This is a genomic window from Leminorella richardii (assembly GCF_900478135.1).
GTDB lineage: Bacteria > Pseudomonadota > Gammaproteobacteria > Enterobacterales > Enterobacteriaceae > Leminorella > Leminorella richardii.
This window is the reverse complement of the sequence record NZ_LS483470.1, coordinates 1,170,842-1,185,284: the sequence shown is the minus strand read 5'-3', so window position 1 is coordinate 1,185,284 and position 14,443 is coordinate 1,170,842. Positions and strand designations below refer to the sequence as shown.

At 53.3% G+C, this 14,443-nt stretch carries 16 protein-coding genes and 1 pseudogene; 7 read left to right on the top strand and 10 right to left on the bottom strand.

Annotated features, from left to right (window positions below):
- Window positions 1-43: 43 nt before the first annotated feature.
- Both rhtA and fabB read right to left on the bottom strand, forming a co-directional pair.
- Window positions 44-961: a threonine/homoserine exporter RhtA gene (gene rhtA, locus DQM29_RS05655; RefSeq protein WP_111739690.1), complete on the bottom strand. Its 918-nt coding sequence runs from the start codon at window positions 959-961 to the stop codon at window positions 44-46.
- A 172-nt stretch (window positions 962-1,133) separates the two neighbouring features.
- The gene (gene fabB, locus DQM29_RS05650) at window positions 1,134-2,345 is read right to left on the bottom strand and encodes a beta-ketoacyl-ACP synthase I (RefSeq protein ID WP_111739689.1); all 1,212 of its coding nucleotides are present in this window, start codon (window positions 2,343-2,345) and stop codon (window positions 1,134-1,136) included.
- 172 nt (window positions 2,346-2,517) lie between these two features.
- Between fabB and mnmC the strand changes: the two genes are divergently transcribed.
- Window positions 2,518-4,569: a bifunctional tRNA (5-methylaminomethyl-2-thiouridine)(34)-methyltransferase MnmC2/FAD-dependent 5-carboxymethylaminomethyl-2-thiouridine(34) oxidoreductase MnmC1 gene (gene mnmC, locus DQM29_RS05645; RefSeq protein ID WP_111739688.1), complete on the top strand. Its 2,052-nt coding sequence runs from the start codon at window positions 2,518-2,520 to the stop codon at window positions 4,567-4,569.
- Between the two features lie 51 nt (window positions 4,570-4,620).
- On the opposite strand, the gene DQM29_RS05640 is transcribed toward mnmC, so the two are convergent.
- From DQM29_RS05640 to prmB, 6 genes are all read right to left on the bottom strand, one after another.
- A complete protein-coding gene (locus DQM29_RS05640; RefSeq protein ID WP_111739687.1) occupies window positions 4,621-4,893 on the bottom strand; it encodes a YfcL family protein in 273 nt (90 codons plus the stop codon).
- Between the two features lie 12 nt (window positions 4,894-4,905).
- A complete protein-coding gene (locus DQM29_RS05635; protein ID WP_111739686.1) occupies window positions 4,906-5,487 on the bottom strand; it encodes an elongation factor P hydroxylase in 582 nt (193 codons plus the stop codon).
- 37 nt (window positions 5,488-5,524) lie between these two features.
- A complete protein-coding gene (locus DQM29_RS05630) occupies window positions 5,525-6,328 on the bottom strand; it encodes a TSUP family transporter (RefSeq protein ID WP_111739685.1) in 804 nt (267 codons plus the stop codon).
- A 3-nt stretch (window positions 6,329-6,331) separates the two neighbouring features.
- Complete coding sequence (mepA, locus tag DQM29_RS05625; protein WP_111739684.1) at window positions 6,332-7,168, bottom strand: penicillin-insensitive murein endopeptidase; 837 nt, start codon at window positions 7,166-7,168, stop codon at window positions 6,332-6,334.
- Window positions 7,169-7,231: 63 nt separating this feature from the next.
- Window positions 7,232-8,317: a chorismate synthase gene (gene aroC / locus DQM29_RS05620; protein WP_111739683.1), complete on the bottom strand. Its 1,086-nt coding sequence runs from the start codon at window positions 8,315-8,317 to the stop codon at window positions 7,232-7,234.
- A 52-nt stretch (window positions 8,318-8,369) separates the two neighbouring features.
- Window positions 8,370-9,302 (bottom strand): 50S ribosomal protein L3 N(5)-glutamine methyltransferase, encoded by a 933-nt coding sequence (gene prmB, locus DQM29_RS05615; RefSeq protein ID WP_111742008.1) that lies wholly within the window; start codon window positions 9,300-9,302, stop codon window positions 8,370-8,372.
- A gap of 167 nt (window positions 9,303-9,469) precedes the next feature.
- Between prmB and smrB the strand changes: the two genes are divergently transcribed.
- The 5 genes from smrB (at window position 9,470) to DQM29_RS05590 (ending at window position 11,787) form a co-directional block, all read left to right on the top strand.
- Window positions 9,470-9,997: an endonuclease SmrB gene (smrB, locus tag DQM29_RS05610; protein ID WP_111742007.1), complete on the top strand. Its 528-nt coding sequence runs from the start codon at window positions 9,470-9,472 to the stop codon at window positions 9,995-9,997.
- Window positions 9,998-10,234: 237 nt separating this feature from the next.
- Window positions 10,235-10,690, top strand: a complete 456-nt coding sequence (locus DQM29_RS05605; protein ID WP_111739682.1) for a hypothetical protein — start codon at window positions 10,235-10,237, stop codon at window positions 10,688-10,690.
- The gene (gene cbrB, locus DQM29_RS05600; protein WP_111739681.1) at window positions 10,687-11,133 is read left to right on the top strand and encodes an inner membrane protein CbrB; all 447 of its coding nucleotides are present in this window, start codon (window positions 10,687-10,689) and stop codon (window positions 11,131-11,133) included. Before DQM29_RS05605 ends, cbrB begins: the two co-directional genes overlap by 4 nt.
- A gap of 113 nt (window positions 11,134-11,246) precedes the next feature.
- Window positions 11,247-11,486, top strand: coding sequence for a hypothetical protein (locus DQM29_RS05595; RefSeq protein WP_111739680.1), 240 nt, complete (start codon window positions 11,247-11,249; stop codon window positions 11,484-11,486).
- Entirely contained in the window at window positions 11,464-11,787 is a 324-nt protein-coding gene (locus tag DQM29_RS05590; RefSeq protein ID WP_111742006.1) for a low molecular weight protein tyrosine phosphatase family protein, read from the top strand. Before DQM29_RS05595 ends, DQM29_RS05590 begins: the two co-directional genes overlap by 23 nt.
- 80 nt (window positions 11,788-11,867) lie before the next feature.
- On the opposite strand, the gene sixA is transcribed toward DQM29_RS05590, so the two are convergent.
- Window positions 11,868-12,341 carry a phosphohistidine phosphatase SixA gene (sixA, locus tag DQM29_RS05585; protein ID WP_111739679.1) on the bottom strand — a complete coding sequence of 158 codons (474 nt, stop codon included), beginning with the start codon at window positions 12,339-12,341 and terminating at the stop codon, window positions 11,868-11,870.
- Between the two features lie 84 nt (window positions 12,342-12,425).
- Entirely contained in the window at window positions 12,426-12,719 is a 294-nt protein-coding gene (locus tag DQM29_RS05580) for a YfcZ/YiiS family protein (RefSeq protein ID WP_111739678.1), read from the bottom strand.
- 415 nt (window positions 12,720-13,134) lie between these two features.
- Between DQM29_RS05580 and fadL the strand changes: the two are divergent.
- Window positions 13,135-14,432, top strand: a pseudogene (fadL, locus tag DQM29_RS05575) (long-chain fatty acid transporter FadL).
- Window positions 14,433-14,443: the final 11 nt, after the last annotated feature.

Here is a 14,443-nt window from a genome sequence, read left to right as displayed (position 1 = left end):
TGATAGGAAAAACGCCGCAGTTCAAGCTGCGGCGTTTTATATGTTAAGACTCAGCGGTCGCTTGCGCCTTTTTCACCGATCTGACCTTCGCCTTTGGCCTGATCGTCAATGAGGCCCCCATGGAGGCGACGATAATAGCCAGCAGCCCCAGCCACTGTATTAGCGACAGGGTTTCATTGAGGAAGATCAGCCCAGACAGCGCCCCCATCGCGGGCTCAAGGCTGGTCAACGTGCCGAAGGTCTGAGCCGGAAGTCGCGTAAGCGCAACCATCTCCAGCGAATAGGGCAGCGCCGTCGACAGGATCGCCACGCCGATAGCGGTAGGCAAAATAGCTAAAGAAAACAGATCGGTTCCGGCATGCATAACGCCAACCGGTAAAGCAATCACCGTTGCTATCATCGCGCCAAAGGCCACAGAGCGAGTGCCGTAATTTTCCCCAGCCCGCTGTCCGAAAATAATGTACAGCGCCCAGAACACCCCTGCCCCTAGCGCGTAGCCCGCACCGACCGGATCCACGCCGTCAACAGACTGATTTAACGGCAGCAGCAGTGCCAGCCCGGCAATAACTAGCGCAATCCAAAGGAAGTCGACGACGCGACGAGAAGAAAACATGGCGACGGTCAGAGGACCAATGAACTCCAAGGCGACCGCGATGCCTAGCGGCACCGTCTGTAGCGCCATATAAAACATCAGGTTCATGCCGCCCAGAGAAAGCCCATAGGCTACCAGCCAGCCGCGAGCCCCGGGGCCAGGCGTACGCGACGCATTTTTACGCCAAGGCCGCAGAAATGCCATTAGGATAATGGTTCCCAGGCACAGGCGCAGTGCCGTCATTCCCTGCGCACCGATAACTGGAAACAGCGTTTTAGCAAGAGAAGCTCCGCTTTGAATAGAAAGCATAGCAACGAGCAGCAATAGCACCGGTACAAGTACCGGTGACTTTTTCATATTTAAAGGCATAAATACACTCAGCCGCGTTTTCTATTTGTGGGCAAAAAACGCGCTCAACGAGAGGAATAATAAGCGTTGAGTCTATGATACCCGATTAAAGGACTGGGTTTTACCCCGCAGATAAAAAAATACCGACGAGAAATCGCCGGTATTCAGTGAAACTGGTTAACGTAGAGGCCGGTTAACGATATTTACGCATCACTAGCGTTGCGTTAGTACCGCCGAAGCCAAAGCTGTTAGACATGACTGTCGTCAGAGCCTGACGCGTCGTCTTGGTTACGATGTTCATGCCTTCTGCTTCCGGATCCAGCTGCTCAATATTAATGCTAGGAGCAATAAAGCCGTGTTCCAGCATCAGCAGCGAGTAAATGGCTTCATGAACGCCCGCAGCACCCAGCGCGTGGCCGGTCATTGCTTTAGTCGATGAAATGGCAGGCGTATTGTTACCAAACACTTCACGAATCGCACCAAGCTCTTTCACGTCGCCAACCGGCGTAGAGGTGCCGTGAACGTTCAGATAGTCAATCGGTGTATCAACACCGTGCATCGCCATCTTCATGCAGCGCACTGCACCTTCACCGGATGGAGCGACCATGTCGGCACCGTCAGACGTTGCGCCGTAGCCAACGATTTCGCCATAGATATGGGCACCGCGCGCCAGCGCGTGTTCCAGCTCTTCAACGACAACCATGCCGCCGCCGCCGGAGATAACAAAACCGTCGCGCTCTGAATCATAGGTACGAGAAGCCTTTTCAGGCATTTCATTGTACTTGGTGGACAACGCGCCCATGGCGTCAAACTCACATGCCAGTTCCCAGCACATCTCTTCACCGCCGCCAGCGAACACAACGTCCTGCTTACCAAGCTGAATCAGCTCAACGGCGTGGCCAATACAGTGAGCCGACGTTGCACACGCAGAACTGATGGAATAGTTAACGCCGCGAATTTTAAACGGCGTGGCGAGGCAGGCAGAAACCCCTGAAGCCATCGCCTTGGTTACCATGTACGGACCCACGCCGCGGATACCGCGCGCGCGCATGCCGTCTGCACCAGCAACCTGACTGCGCGGAGAGCCGCCGCCAGAACCAACAACCAGCCCCGTGCGCTCGTTAGATACATCTTCATCCGCCAGGCCTGAGTCTTTAATCGCTTCCTGCATAGAAAGGTAGGCATACACGGAAGCATCGCTCATAAAGCGGGCGATTTTCCGGTCGATCAGTCCTGCCGTATCCAGTTTTACATTTCCCCAGACGTGACTGCGCATACCTGCGTCTTGCAGTTCCTGAGCATGAGTAATACCGGAACGCCCCAGCTCCAGAGATGCCAGAACTTCCTCTTTATTATTACCAATACTCGATATAACACCTAAACCGGTGATAACTGCACGTTTCATCAATGACCTCTTTCTACTTGTTATCATATAACGGAGTTTGGCTAACAGATTAGCTTACAGATGTAAGCTGAACAAGTCCGATCAGCAAAATAGATCTAATTAAATATGTTAATTTCTATGTAAGTCGGTCATCATTAAACGCTCGTCAGCACTTGAAAAACGGTCTCTTAACGTGAATATATCCTCCATTGAACACGCTTTCCTTGAATGGAATGAACAGGGTACACCTGTATCCCGAGCGTTTGATGATGTCTATTTTTCCAATCAGGATGGACCGCAAGAAACCCATTACGTTTTTTTACACGGCAACGGCTTGCCGGATCGATTTTCCACACACTCTGCACGCCGCTTCACGGTGGCAGAAACCGGTTTCGGCACCGGGCTCAACTTCCTTACTCTGTGGCTAGCCTTCCGCCAGTTTCGAGCGACCTATCCCGATGCACCGCTAAGGGCTCTGCACTTTATCAGCTTTGAAAAATACCCACTGAGCCAGCGCGACCTGCAAGAAGTGCATTGCGCGTGGCCGCAGTTTGCACCGCTTTGCCAAGAGCTTCAGCAGTCCTGGCCGCCTGCTCTGCCCGGCTGCCATCGGTTGCTGCTGGACAACGACACTGTCACCCTCGATCTATGGTTCGGCGATGTAAACCAGATCCTACCGACTCTTGGTGACGACACCCTCGGTCAGGTTAATGCCTGGTTTCTTGACGGCTTCGCGCCGTCGAAAAATCCGGAAATGTGGACGCCACAGCTGTTTAACAGCATGGCGAGAATGGCCTCATCGTCAGGCACTTTTGCTACCTTTACCGCCGCCGGATTTGTTCGCAGGGGTCTACAGCAGGCCGGTTTTGACGTTTCACGCATCAAGGGCTTTGGCAACAAGCGGGAAATGCTGGTCGGTACTCGACGCGCCGAGTTGCCCGAAGCGCCAAAAGATCAATATCCCTGGTATCACTGCCCGGCAGCAGAAGTTCCCAACGACGTAGCTATTATCGGCGGCGGCGTAGCGTCAGCCCTTCTCGCCCTCGCGCTGCTTCGCCGAGGCGCTAACGTAACACTCTACTGTGCAGACGATAGACCAGCTCAGGGAGCCTCTGGCAACGCTCAGGGGGCGCTGTATCCACTGCTTTCCAATCGAGACGACGCGCTGAGTGAGACGTTTCTCCACGCGTTTCTTTTTGCACGGTGGCGCTATGACAAGCTGCTACAGCGCGGTCTGGCATTTGATAATCAATGGTGCGGCGTCACTCAGCTTGGCTATGATGATAAAAGCCGCCAAAAAATCGACAATATGCTGGCCTCTTTACCTCCTTCTGAAATCGCCTATGCCGTCACACAGCAGCAGACCGAGGCGCTGTGTGGACTACCAACCGGCTGTGGCGGTATTCACTATCCTCTCGGTGGCTGGCTGTCGCCCCGCCAGTTGACTCAAGAGGCCTTAAGCAAGGCGGTGCGTTGTGGAATGCAGCTTCACTATTGTCATCAGCTCAGCGAGCTCTGCCCTGATGAAAACGGCTGGACGCTGCATTTTAGCCACGGCACTCAGACTCACCACGCCACCGTCGTGCTAGCCAACGGTCACCGCCTGACCGACTTTATTCAGACTCGCGAGCTTCCGCTAACGCCGGTTCGCGGTCAGGTTAGCCAGATTCCAACGTCGGATGAATTACGCCAGCTTCAACAGGTGATTTGCTATGACGGCTACATGACGCCAGTCGACGCAGACGGCCGCCTTCACTGCATCGGCGCTAGCTATGGGCGCGGGGAACACAATGCTGAATACAGAGATAGCGAACAGCAGGAAAACCGCCAGCGCCTGATCCGCTGCCTGCCTGATGCTGAATGGCCAATGCGCGTTGACGTTAGTGCAGGTCTGGCTCGCTGCGGCGTTCGCAGCGCAGTGCGGGATCATCTGCCTATGGTTGGTTCAGCTCCTGACGTCAGCCTTTTGCTGGAGCGCTATCGGGTGCTGGCAATAAAAATCCGTCAGAGAGAAGAAATTGAATCGGCGCCTGTAGTGAAGGGCCTTTATGTACTGGGTGGGCTTGGCTCTCGCGGACTGTGCTCGGCTCCACTGATGGCGGAAACGCTGGCCGGGCAGATTTTTGGTGAGCCGCTGCCGCTGCCCGCCAAACTGTCGGCAGCGCTAAACCCCAACAGGCTATGGGTACGCAGGCTGCTTAAGGGAGCAACGTTGCCACCAAAAGCGAACGGTAGCCAAGAGTGATTATAGAGAATAAACATCGGCGACCTAAAAGGTCGCCTTGAGAGAGAAAAATTAGGCCACTTTACTCTTTAGCGACTGCCACAGTTCAAACACCAGCACTCGATCCGGCGGCGAAAGCTCACCGGCTTTAATAGCGTCGTCGAGGCTCTTTTCGATAAGCACAGAGTACGCGTCCAGAGACGTGCTGCCCTGATCTTCCGCCAGAGCCGCAGCCAAAGTCACGTGCCCGCGCAGATAGCCACCGGCAAACAGCTCGTCATCACTGGCGTGCTCTACGTTTTCATCAATCAGCGCCAGAATGTTCTGTTCAAGTCGTGCAATCATGGGATACCTCAGCTACTGCGACATCGGCGACTGCCAGCCCGCAGGATATTCAGGATAGGGAAAGTCGCTCGGCGTCAGCGGCTTGGTATGATAAAAGGCTCTTAGCGCCTCAACAAAGCGAAAAGCGCGTTCAGGTATGCTACGGTGAGTCAGATAGTCCACCACCTGAGCGTGAACCTTACGCTGGAAAGCCACGCGGTCGGGATCAAAGTTACCGTCCAGATTGTCGCAGCTCACGTTGAACGGATAGTCCGATGCGGCACAGAACAGCCAGTCCAGCGCCTGAGGCTTAATTTCAACCACTTCAAACTCTGCCTGTTTTTCAGCGCTGCGCCCGTCCGGGCAGTACCAGTAGCCGTAATCCACCAGCTTGCGACGCTCTTCACCGGCAATGCACCAGTGGGAAATTTCATGGAACGCGCTGGCGTAAAAGCCGTGGGCGAAAATGATGCGGTGGTAAGGGGAATCTTCCCCTGCCGGAAGGTAAACCGGCTCATCGCCGTCGTTAACCAATTCGGTTTGATACTGTGCTTTAAACGTCTGAGCGAACAGGTCGACGAGATCCTGTGGATTATGTTTTTGCGTTACAGTCATGAATATCCATCTTATTCTTGTTTATTATCAGTCAGAGCTAGCGGAAGAATTGGCTCAGCCAGCTCTGTATTTCTGCGCCGTGGCTATCGTAAATAAGCTTAATGCTCATGATAAACGAAACGGCGATCAGCATTGGGCGAATCAGCTTTTGCCCTTTGCTTAATACCATCCTTGCACCAGTGCGTGCGCCGATGACCTGTCCACACAGCATCACCAGCCCAATACTCCAAATCACCTTGCCGCCGAGAATGAAAAACAGCAGCGACGCCAGGTTGGAGGTAAAGTTGAGCACCTTAGCGTGCGCCGTGGCGCGTGTCAGGGTGAAGCCCTGTAGCGTGACATAGCCCAGCGCGAAAAATGAACCCGCACCGGGGCCGAAAAAGCCGTCATAAAAGCCGATGCAAAAACCAATACAAAACGCGAACGGCCACACCGTCAATCGCTGCTGGCGTTCGAGTTCACCCACTTTCGGGCTAAACAGGAAATACAGCCCAATGGCGATAACCAACACCGGCAGCACAGCTCGCAGAATGTCCGCCTGAATGTGCTGGATCAAAATGGCGCCAATCATGGCGCCGATAAAAGTTAACAGAATGGTCCAGCGTTGCCCCTTTAAGTCCACCGCTTTCTGGCGAATAAAGTAGAGGCTGGCGGAAAACGAACCGCCAATAGACTGTAGTTTATTGGTGGCTAACGCCTGCGCCGGAGGGAGCCCCACAGACAGCAGCGCAGGCAGCCCGATAAGGCCCCCGCCTCCGGCAATAGAGTCAATAAATCCCGCAATCATCGCAACGAAAAACAGGATAACGTAAACCTCTGTACCGAGCGGGAACCACTCCATCAACTATTTTGCCTTAAAGTTATTCACAATGAGCGCCTTACAGGAAGCGGGCGGCTCAGGGATCACCGGCGGCTTCGGTTTGGCATTAGGCAGCTTGGCTGGGGCTTCCAGCCAGCTTGTCAGCTCCGCACCGCAGCCGTCTCCGGCAGGGATAGCCGCCTGCTCTTCACACTCCAGACTGTCTGCCGGGCAGCGCAGGCGAACGTGCATATGCGCGCGATGACCGAACCACGGGCGAACCTTTCTCAGCCAAGTGCGATCGGTTCCGGCGGTTTGGCACAGCTTCTGCTTGATGGCCGGATGTACAAAGAGACGGGTAACGTCCCGATCGCTGGCGGCAAGCTTAACCAGCTCAGCCACCTCTGCTGACCACAGGCTCTCTACAACGCTCTTACCATCTCCAGAAACCAGATCGATCGCTCTGGGACTTTTTAGCTGTGCGCTGCTCCAGCGCGACGCTGGCAGCTGAAGCCAAATGTCCACATCCAGCCCGCTCTGGTGGCTAGCGTGGCCGGTGGCGAATCGCCCACCTGCAGGCATTCCCATGTCACCAATCAGCACAACACCCAGGCTCTGCGCCTGAGTTTTCTGCGTCAGGCGATCAATAAAGTTCAGCAAGTCTGGGTGGCCAAAATAGCGGCGCTTTTCGGTGCGCATTACCTGATAACCGTCCCCTTTCAGAGGCAGAGGCTGAGCGCCGATAATACAGCCGTTAGAAAAGCCACCGATAGCCTGTGCGGCGCCGGGAACGGGTTCTTTGACCTGTTGCCACGGCGTCGCAGCCGATACTGAAAAAGCGCTCGCCGCCAGCATGACGGCGGCTAAAAAACCGTATTTCATTTCACTGTCCTTTTCACTGTCCTTTGTCTGTCTCTTATCTTCGCTGTGTTTTACTGCCGCTAATTACCAGCGAGGAACGTCCGTTGTTACATCAGCACACTGTGCGCGATGGCGCAAAAAGTGATCCATAAGCACGATGGCCATCATGGCTTCAGCAATCGGTACAGCGCGAATGCCTACACAGGGATCGTGACGGCCGCGGGTGATCATCTCTACCGCTTCGCCCTGCTTGTTAATAGTGCGCCCCGGCACGGTAATGCTAGAGGTCGGCTTAAGGGCTATACGAGCCGTAATCTGCTGGCCGCTGCTGATACCGCCCAAAATTCCGCCCGCATGGTTGCTTAAAAAACCCTGCGGTGAAATTTCGTCACGGTGCTCACTGCCGCGCTGGCCGACAACGCCAAAGCCATCGCCAATTTCAACGCCTTTCACCGCGTTGATGCTCATCAGCGCGTGGGCCAGATCGGCGTCCAGACGGTCAAATACGGGTTCGCCAAGCCCAACGGGAATACCTTCGGCGACCACCGTTACGCTAGCGCCAATAGAATCGCCCGCTTTTTTCAGCTCGCGCATCAGCTCGTCCAGCGCTTCCAAACGGTCAACGTCAGGGCAGAAGAACGGGTTCTGCTCTACCTGCGCCCAGTCTTTCAGTTCACACTGAATGTTCCCCATCTGCGACATATAGCCGCGAACGCGAACGCCGAGTTTTTCCTGTAGATACTTCTTGGCAATGGCTCCTGCCGCCACGCGCATCGCCGTTTCACGGGCAGAAGAACGGCCACCGCCGCGGTAGTCGCGGATGCCGTATTTTTGCTGATAAGTGTAGTCCGCATGCCCAGGGCGAAACAGATCTTTAATCGCGCCGTAGTCCTGAGAACGCTGATCGGTGTTTTCAATCAGCAGGCCAATGCTGGTGCCTGTCGTCACGCCCTCAAACACGCCAGAAAGAATGCGCACGCTATCGGGCTCCCGACGCTGAGTCGTATAGCGGGAAGTTCCCGGACGGCGGCGATCTAAGTCCTGCTGAAGATCCTCTTCAGTGAGCGGTAGCCCCGGAGGCACACCGTCAACGATACAGCCGAGGGCTACACCATGAGACTCGCCAAACGTCGTTACGCGAAATAGTTGTCCAATACTGTTTCCGGCCATGGTAGTTCCTCAGGCGTTAGCTTATTCAGATATCAATAATAAATAGCGTTCGTTAATCGCGATAGTCGCTAAAGTGTTCTCGGCACGCCAGCAGCTGTTCCCTATTCAGCATAAAGACACCGTCGCCGCCAAACTCAAACTCTAGCCAGGTAAAGGGGATGTCCGGATAGGCGTCTTCCAGATGCACCATGCTGTTACCCACCTCGCAGATCAGCACGCCATCGTCACTCAGGAAGTCCGGCGCACAGGCCAAAATACGGCGCACCAGATCCAGACCATCCTCCCCAGCGGCTAATCCTAGCTCTGGCTCGTGGTGGTATTCCGACGGCATATCGCCCATGTCTTCCGCATCCACATAGGGCGGATTGGTCACGATAAGATCGTAAATCATTGACGGCATATCGCGGAACAAGTCTGAGCGCATTGGCGTCACCTGATGTTCCATGCGGTGTGACTGAATGTTGAATTCAGCCACTTCCAGCGCATCGGTAGAAATATCCACTGCGTCCACTTCCGCTTCGGGAAACGCGTAAGCACAGGCGATAGCAATGCAGCCGCTGCCGGTGCACAGGTCTAAAATAGCGCGGGGCTCGTGAGGCAGCAGTGACGAAAAGCGCTGATTAATAAGCTCGCCAATAGGAGAACGAGGAATGAGCACCCGCTCGTCAACGTAAAATTCGTGCCCGGCAAACCATGCCCGGTTTGTTAAATAGGCTACCGGCTGGCGCTCGTCAACGCGGCGCGCCACTCTTTCAACTATTCGCAGGCGCTCGCTGGTGGTGAGTCGAGAGAGATAAACTTCCGGAGGAGAATCCGGTGACAGAAAAAGCGTTGGCAATACCAGCTGAACGGCCTCGTCCCAGGGATTATTAGCGCCATGGCCGTAATACACTTCCGCCTCGCTAAAACGGCTGACTGACCAGCGCAGCATATCCTGAATGGTGCGCAGTTCATTCACTGCTTCATCTACAACAATTTTATCCAATGATTCCTCCACCGGGAAACGCTGACTCTGACGGGAAATAGCCCAACAGTTTGCCATGAAACACGCGACAAATCAGCCTCCATCCTTTATTCTTAGAGAAAAATTTCCCCTGTCCGATCGGCGTTTGGCGTCGTTTTTCGTTTCATTTACAGTAGTGCGACTTTGTGATTAAAAAGAAATTTATGCTCTCCCATGAAGAGAGCGCTCAGTTTAAAGACGCCGTTCAGGGCACAAAGCCTTTGTCGCAAACAACAAAGGTGCATCGACCTGCCCGTAAAGTGAAGAAAGTCTCCGAAGAGCGTCTGATTCAGGAGCAAGTAGACGCATCGTTTTACTTTTCCGACGAGTTTCAGCCGCTATTAAACGAAGAAGGCGCCATGCGCTATGTGCGCTCTGACGTTGACCATTATGAGTTAAAAAAGCTGCGGCGCGGCGACTACACGCCCGAGCTGTTTCTCGACCTTCACGGACTGACGCAGGCGCAGGCTAAGCAAGAGCTGGGGGCACTAATTGCCGCCTGCCGTCGGGAACACGTTCACTGCGCCTGCGTCATGCACGGTCACGGTAAGCACGTCTTGAAAAAGCAAACCCCGCTCTGGCTAGCTCAGCACCCTGACGTGCGAGCGTTTCATCAGGCGCCAAAAGAGTTCGGCGGCGACGCGGCGATTCTGCTGCTGGTTGAGAGGGAAGAATAGTCCGCAGATTAATCTACCGTCAATTCATCGAAGACCTCACAATCAGCGCGACGCTTGGCGGAATCGGCATGCTTTCGACCTTATTGGCTGCCCTGATTGCGCCTTATTTCCCCTACGGAAAAAAGGACCGGCTTCAGCAGCAGGCATAATTTATCGCCCGCTTCATCTTCTGCTCACAGACCCGCATTAGCCTATAAAAATAAACGCAACGGTATTCACAGGATAAATAGAAAAACTATGCCAACGCCGCGTCACGTACTGCTTAACGTATTCTGGTTCACTGCCATTGGCCCTCTATTTGGGCTTGTCGCCTGTATCGTCATATTAGAGACGGTGGGTAAAACGCCATTTAACGCGATTGGGATTCTTATTGAAGAGCCGATTATTGCGCTCCTGCTCACCTATATATCCGGCGGCCCTGCCGCCCTGTTAACCGGCATTTTCGCCAGCTTCATCAGCCGCGGCCCCTATCGCCCTTACGCCATCATCGCATTTGGCGCGCTCATTTCACTGCCTATGCCGCTCTTTTTGGGTATGACTATGTTAGCTGGAGATAGGTCTCTAACCTTTTTCCTCTACGCGTTCTCTGGCGCTTTTGCCTCTGCTGGCGCGTTATTGACGTTAATGTATTTACCTTTTCAAACACAATCCAGAAACGACCTCAGCGTATCCGATCCAGGGGAAGCACAATGACGCTCGGCTATCGAACCCTGTGCCACGCCTTCTGGTTTTCGCTGATAGGACCTATCGTCGGCTTTTTATACATCGCCTTTGTCGTGATGCTGCCCGGAAGTACAGACAAGGCCACTACCGCCTCATTTTTCCCCATTCTGTTTTTCATCAGCTATGCGCTTGGCGTTCTTCCGGCACTGTTAACAGGCATAGGCGCGGCCTGCCTTCCTGTCAGGCATTACCGGTCTACGCTGTACCGAACGGCGTTTTGCACAATATTAGGCTCGGTGCTAACACTCCTTTTTTTCACCGTCGTATTCGGCGTTCAGGACGTGCTCATCGGTACCGATCGGCCTGGCTCTCTTCTCCATCGCTTTAACCTTTACGTCGCGCCAGGAACACTGTCGGGGGCAATTATGGCGCTAATCACCCCCAAGGGATTCTATTTCGCCGACAGGCCGTAAGACCTACATTCGCGCTGTACTTTTCGCCAAACCGCGCTATGATACGCGCGGCTTAGGTCTCTCTGTATTACCGCGGCTGCTGAACCCCGGTAAATTCAATCAGAGAAGACATAATGGACAACAACCGCACGCGAGCCTGGCGGCTCGCACAGAAAAAACGCAATCGCGCACGAGACAGTCATCCACCGCGCAGCGATTTTCCGAAAGAAAAGCGCTGGAAGCTGATGTATATTCGCTCAGAGAAGCTCGCCCGAGCGGCGCAGCTGGGCATGGACTATCCCAGAGTGCGAAACGGGCTGCTTGCCCGTCGCGCCATGGAGGAATATAAGCCTGAACGTTCTCTTTATATGTAGCCGCAACCAGTGGCGCAGCCCGACGGCCGAGCAGGTGTGGCGTCGACATGAGGGGCTTTCCGTTCGCTCTGCGGGCACTAGCCGCAACGCCAGAAAGCCCTTAACGCCTGAAATGCTGCAGTGGGCTGACGTCGTCTGTGTGATGGAACAAAAGCATAAAAGCCGCATCGTTGCGGAGTATCGTCGGCTGGTAGAGCATAAGCCCATCCACGTACTGGATATTCCCGATGACTACCAGTATATGGATCCTGAACTGGTTACCCTGCTTGAAGAAACCGTGGCTCACCGGCTTGGATTGTAGCGTTAAGTGAAAATCAGTTATAAAAAAGCGATGCCTTAGTTAAGCATCGCTTTTTTATTGTCAGTTTGATGACCAGAGCTCTAGCTGCCCGGCGATATTTGCCACTCAAATCGCCCTCTTAGGGTTTTATCATCCAGCGTTACGCAGGCAACAGAGGACGTTGAAAACATCGGCGATGCGCTGCCCTGGCTTAGTTCAGAAACCAAATAGCTCACCAAGGGTAAATGAGAGACGACCAGAACCTCAGAGACACCCTGCTGTGCCAGTACGGTCAGATAGTCGGCACACCATCCCGGATCGCCACCGGGAATTAGTTGTGAAACGGTCTCAATAGAAACGTCAGCCGATAGCGGAAACGCACGGCGGATAGTCTCCAGCGTTTGCTGGGCGCGCAGATAAGGACTCACAAGAACGCACGAGATGTCTCCCACCATCTGGTGCAGGCGCAGTGCCATTTGCGATGTCTCCTCTACTCCGCGTTCAGTCAGCGGACGAGCGGGGTCGCTCTCAGCGTGAAAACTGGCCTCTCCATGCCGCATAATAAACACCCGCATTAACGCCTCCGGATAAATGCGCTGGCAATAAAAAGTAACGCCGGAAAAACCGGCGTTAACTCACTCATCAAACACTAGGGAAGATTAGCGCAGCCCAAGTTGAAAAATCAGCGTTTCTGCCTGACAGCAGAAAGTAAAATCAATGGTCAGCTCAACGCCGCCAGCGACATCAACCAGAGTGCTTTTAATGTCACAGGGATCTGACTCTGTCGCGCGCGCTTTTTCCGTCAGTGCATTCAGCATACTTTCTGCTTCAGCGCGGGAATCAAATACGCGCTTATAGGACGCAGTCAGGTCGGTATTATCCATCACGGTTCCAACGTCAACACAGCAGCAGGCAGCAGTTTCCTGAGCATTGCACTTTAATGAATCTGACATTCTTTTTCTCCTCTAAGGTAAGGCGGAATAATCTCCGCTTTACGGCCAAGCTGTTATGAGATCTAGCTCAAAAATTCGCGATTTTCTTTATACTACGCTTTCCTCTCGCGCCATGCATAAATTTTACCACCGATCCTTAAACCGAGGCTACAGGTTGGCGGTTTCTCTTGATAAAAATAAAATCTATCACACTGATTTAAATATGATTTATATATTTAACTGTTAAACACCTCGCAATAGCGTTAACTGCATAGTGAGTGAATACTCCATATTTTTATGGGAATAATCCCGATCGTGCCGTTAAGAACACGCTTTTTAGACAACTGGTCTAATCTGTCGGGCACCTTTTCCTTTTTAAAATGCGGCCTTCAATTATTACAGTTCGTAATAATTCCTGTGCCTCATTGAGATTTGTATGTTTTTAAAAAAGAATTTTAAAAAGTCCCTATTGGCCTTCACTGTGGCCGCCCTTTCGAGCAATGTGTACGCATCTGGATTCCAACTGCAAGAGTCTTCCGCATCCGGCCTTGGCCGGGCGTTCTCAGGGGAAGGTGCGATTGCTGATAACGCCTCCTCCGGCAACCGCAACCCAGCATCAATGACGATGTTTAACCGCGCCACCGTTTCAGGTGGGGCGATTTACGTTCAGCCAGAAGTAGAAATCACTGGCACGTCTCCGAAGGGCAACGACCTTCACGCTAATGACGTCACCCCTAACGAGTGGGTGCCCAATCTGCACTTTATTCTTCCGGTTAACGAAAACTGGTCGCTGGGGCATTTGCCACCACTAACTACGGTTTATCGACACATTTTAACGATGAATACGCAGCTGGCCCTCTGGCGGGAACCACCAAGCTGGAGACCATGAACTTTAACCTGAGTGCTGCGTACCGCTTTAATGAACACTTCAGTCTGGGTCTTGGCACTAACGCCGTTTATGCCAAGGCAAAAATCAGACGCTATGCGGGCGAAAGCGCCACTGGCTCTCTTCAGTCAAACTCGACCGTAGCCTATCTTCACGGCGATGAATGGGGCTACGGCTGGAACGCCGGGATGCTGTATGAAATCGACAGGGACAACCGCATCGGCCTGAGCTACCGCTCAAAAGTCGATATCGATTTTAAAGGAAAATATAAAAGCGACCTGAGCAGCGGCCTGAACGGCTACCAGTCTATGACGGGTCTCCCTTGGGGAACCGATGGCAATACTCGTTCAGGCAAGCTGACGCTCACGCTACCTGAAATTTGGGAGCTGTCTGGTTACCATAAAGTCGCGCCAAAGTGGGCCATGCACTACACCCTGAGCTACACCAGCTGGAGCGAGTTTGAAGAGCTTACGGCGAAAGACAGCAACGGCGACACCATGTTCCACAAGCATGAAGGCTTCCGTGATGCCTATCGCATGGCTCTGGGTACAACCTACTACCACAATGAAAACTGGACATGGCGCGCAGGCATCGCCTTTGACGATAGCGCAGTTCCTGCCAGCAACCGCTCTATCTCAATCCCAGATCAGGATCGCCTTTGGTTGAGTGCAGGTACAACCTATAACTTTACGCCAGACGCTTCAGTTGACGTTGGCCTGTCCTATATGCACGGCCAGAAAGTTAAAATTAACGAAAAGCAAAACAACTCACCCAATAGCCCGGTGTACCAGTTTGAATCAAAAGGTAAAGCATGGCTGTACGGCGTGAACTTTAACTATACGTTCTAAGTCGTTCGACT

Excerpts from the sequence above, each read along its gene's own strand:
- DQM29_RS05595 (WP_111739680.1), top strand. The coding sequence starts at position 11,247 with ATGGACAACAACCGCACGCGAGCCTGGCGGCTCGCACAGAAAAAACGC.
- DQM29_RS05580 (WP_111739678.1), bottom strand. The coding sequence starts at position 12,719 with ATGTCAGATTCATTAAAGTGCAATGCTCAGGAAACTGCTGCCTGCTGC.
- rhtA (WP_111739690.1), bottom strand. The coding sequence starts at position 961 with ATGCCTTTAAATATGAAAAAGTCACCGGTACTTGTACCGGTGCTATTG.
- cbrB (WP_111739681.1), top strand. The coding sequence starts at position 10,687 with ATGACGCTCGGCTATCGAACCCTGTGCCACGCCTTCTGGTTTTCGCTG.
- DQM29_RS05605 (WP_111739682.1), top strand. The coding sequence starts at position 10,235 with ATGCCAACGCCGCGTCACGTACTGCTTAACGTATTCTGGTTCACTGCC.
- fabB (WP_111739689.1), bottom strand. The coding sequence starts at position 2,345 with ATGAAACGTGCAGTTATCACCGGTTTAGGTGTTATATCGAGTATTGGT.
- DQM29_RS05635 (WP_111739686.1), bottom strand. The coding sequence starts at position 5,487 with ATGACTGTAACGCAAAAACATAATCCACAGGATCTCGTCGACCTGTTC.
- DQM29_RS05640 (WP_111739687.1), bottom strand. The coding sequence starts at position 4,893 with ATGATTGCACGACTTGAACAGAACATTCTGGCGCTGATTGATGAAAAC.
- DQM29_RS05630 (WP_111739685.1), bottom strand. The coding sequence starts at position 6,328 with ATGGAGTGGTTCCCGCTCGGTACAGAGGTTTACGTTATCCTGTTTTTC.
- aroC (WP_111739683.1), bottom strand. The coding sequence starts at position 8,317 with ATGGCCGGAAACAGTATTGGACAACTATTTCGCGTAACGACGTTTGGC.
- sixA (WP_111739679.1), bottom strand. The coding sequence starts at position 12,341 with ATGCGGGTGTTTATTATGCGGCATGGAGAGGCCAGTTTTCACGCTGAG.
- mepA (WP_111739684.1), bottom strand. The coding sequence starts at position 7,168 with ATGAAATACGGTTTTTTAGCCGCCGTCATGCTGGCGGCGAGCGCTTTT.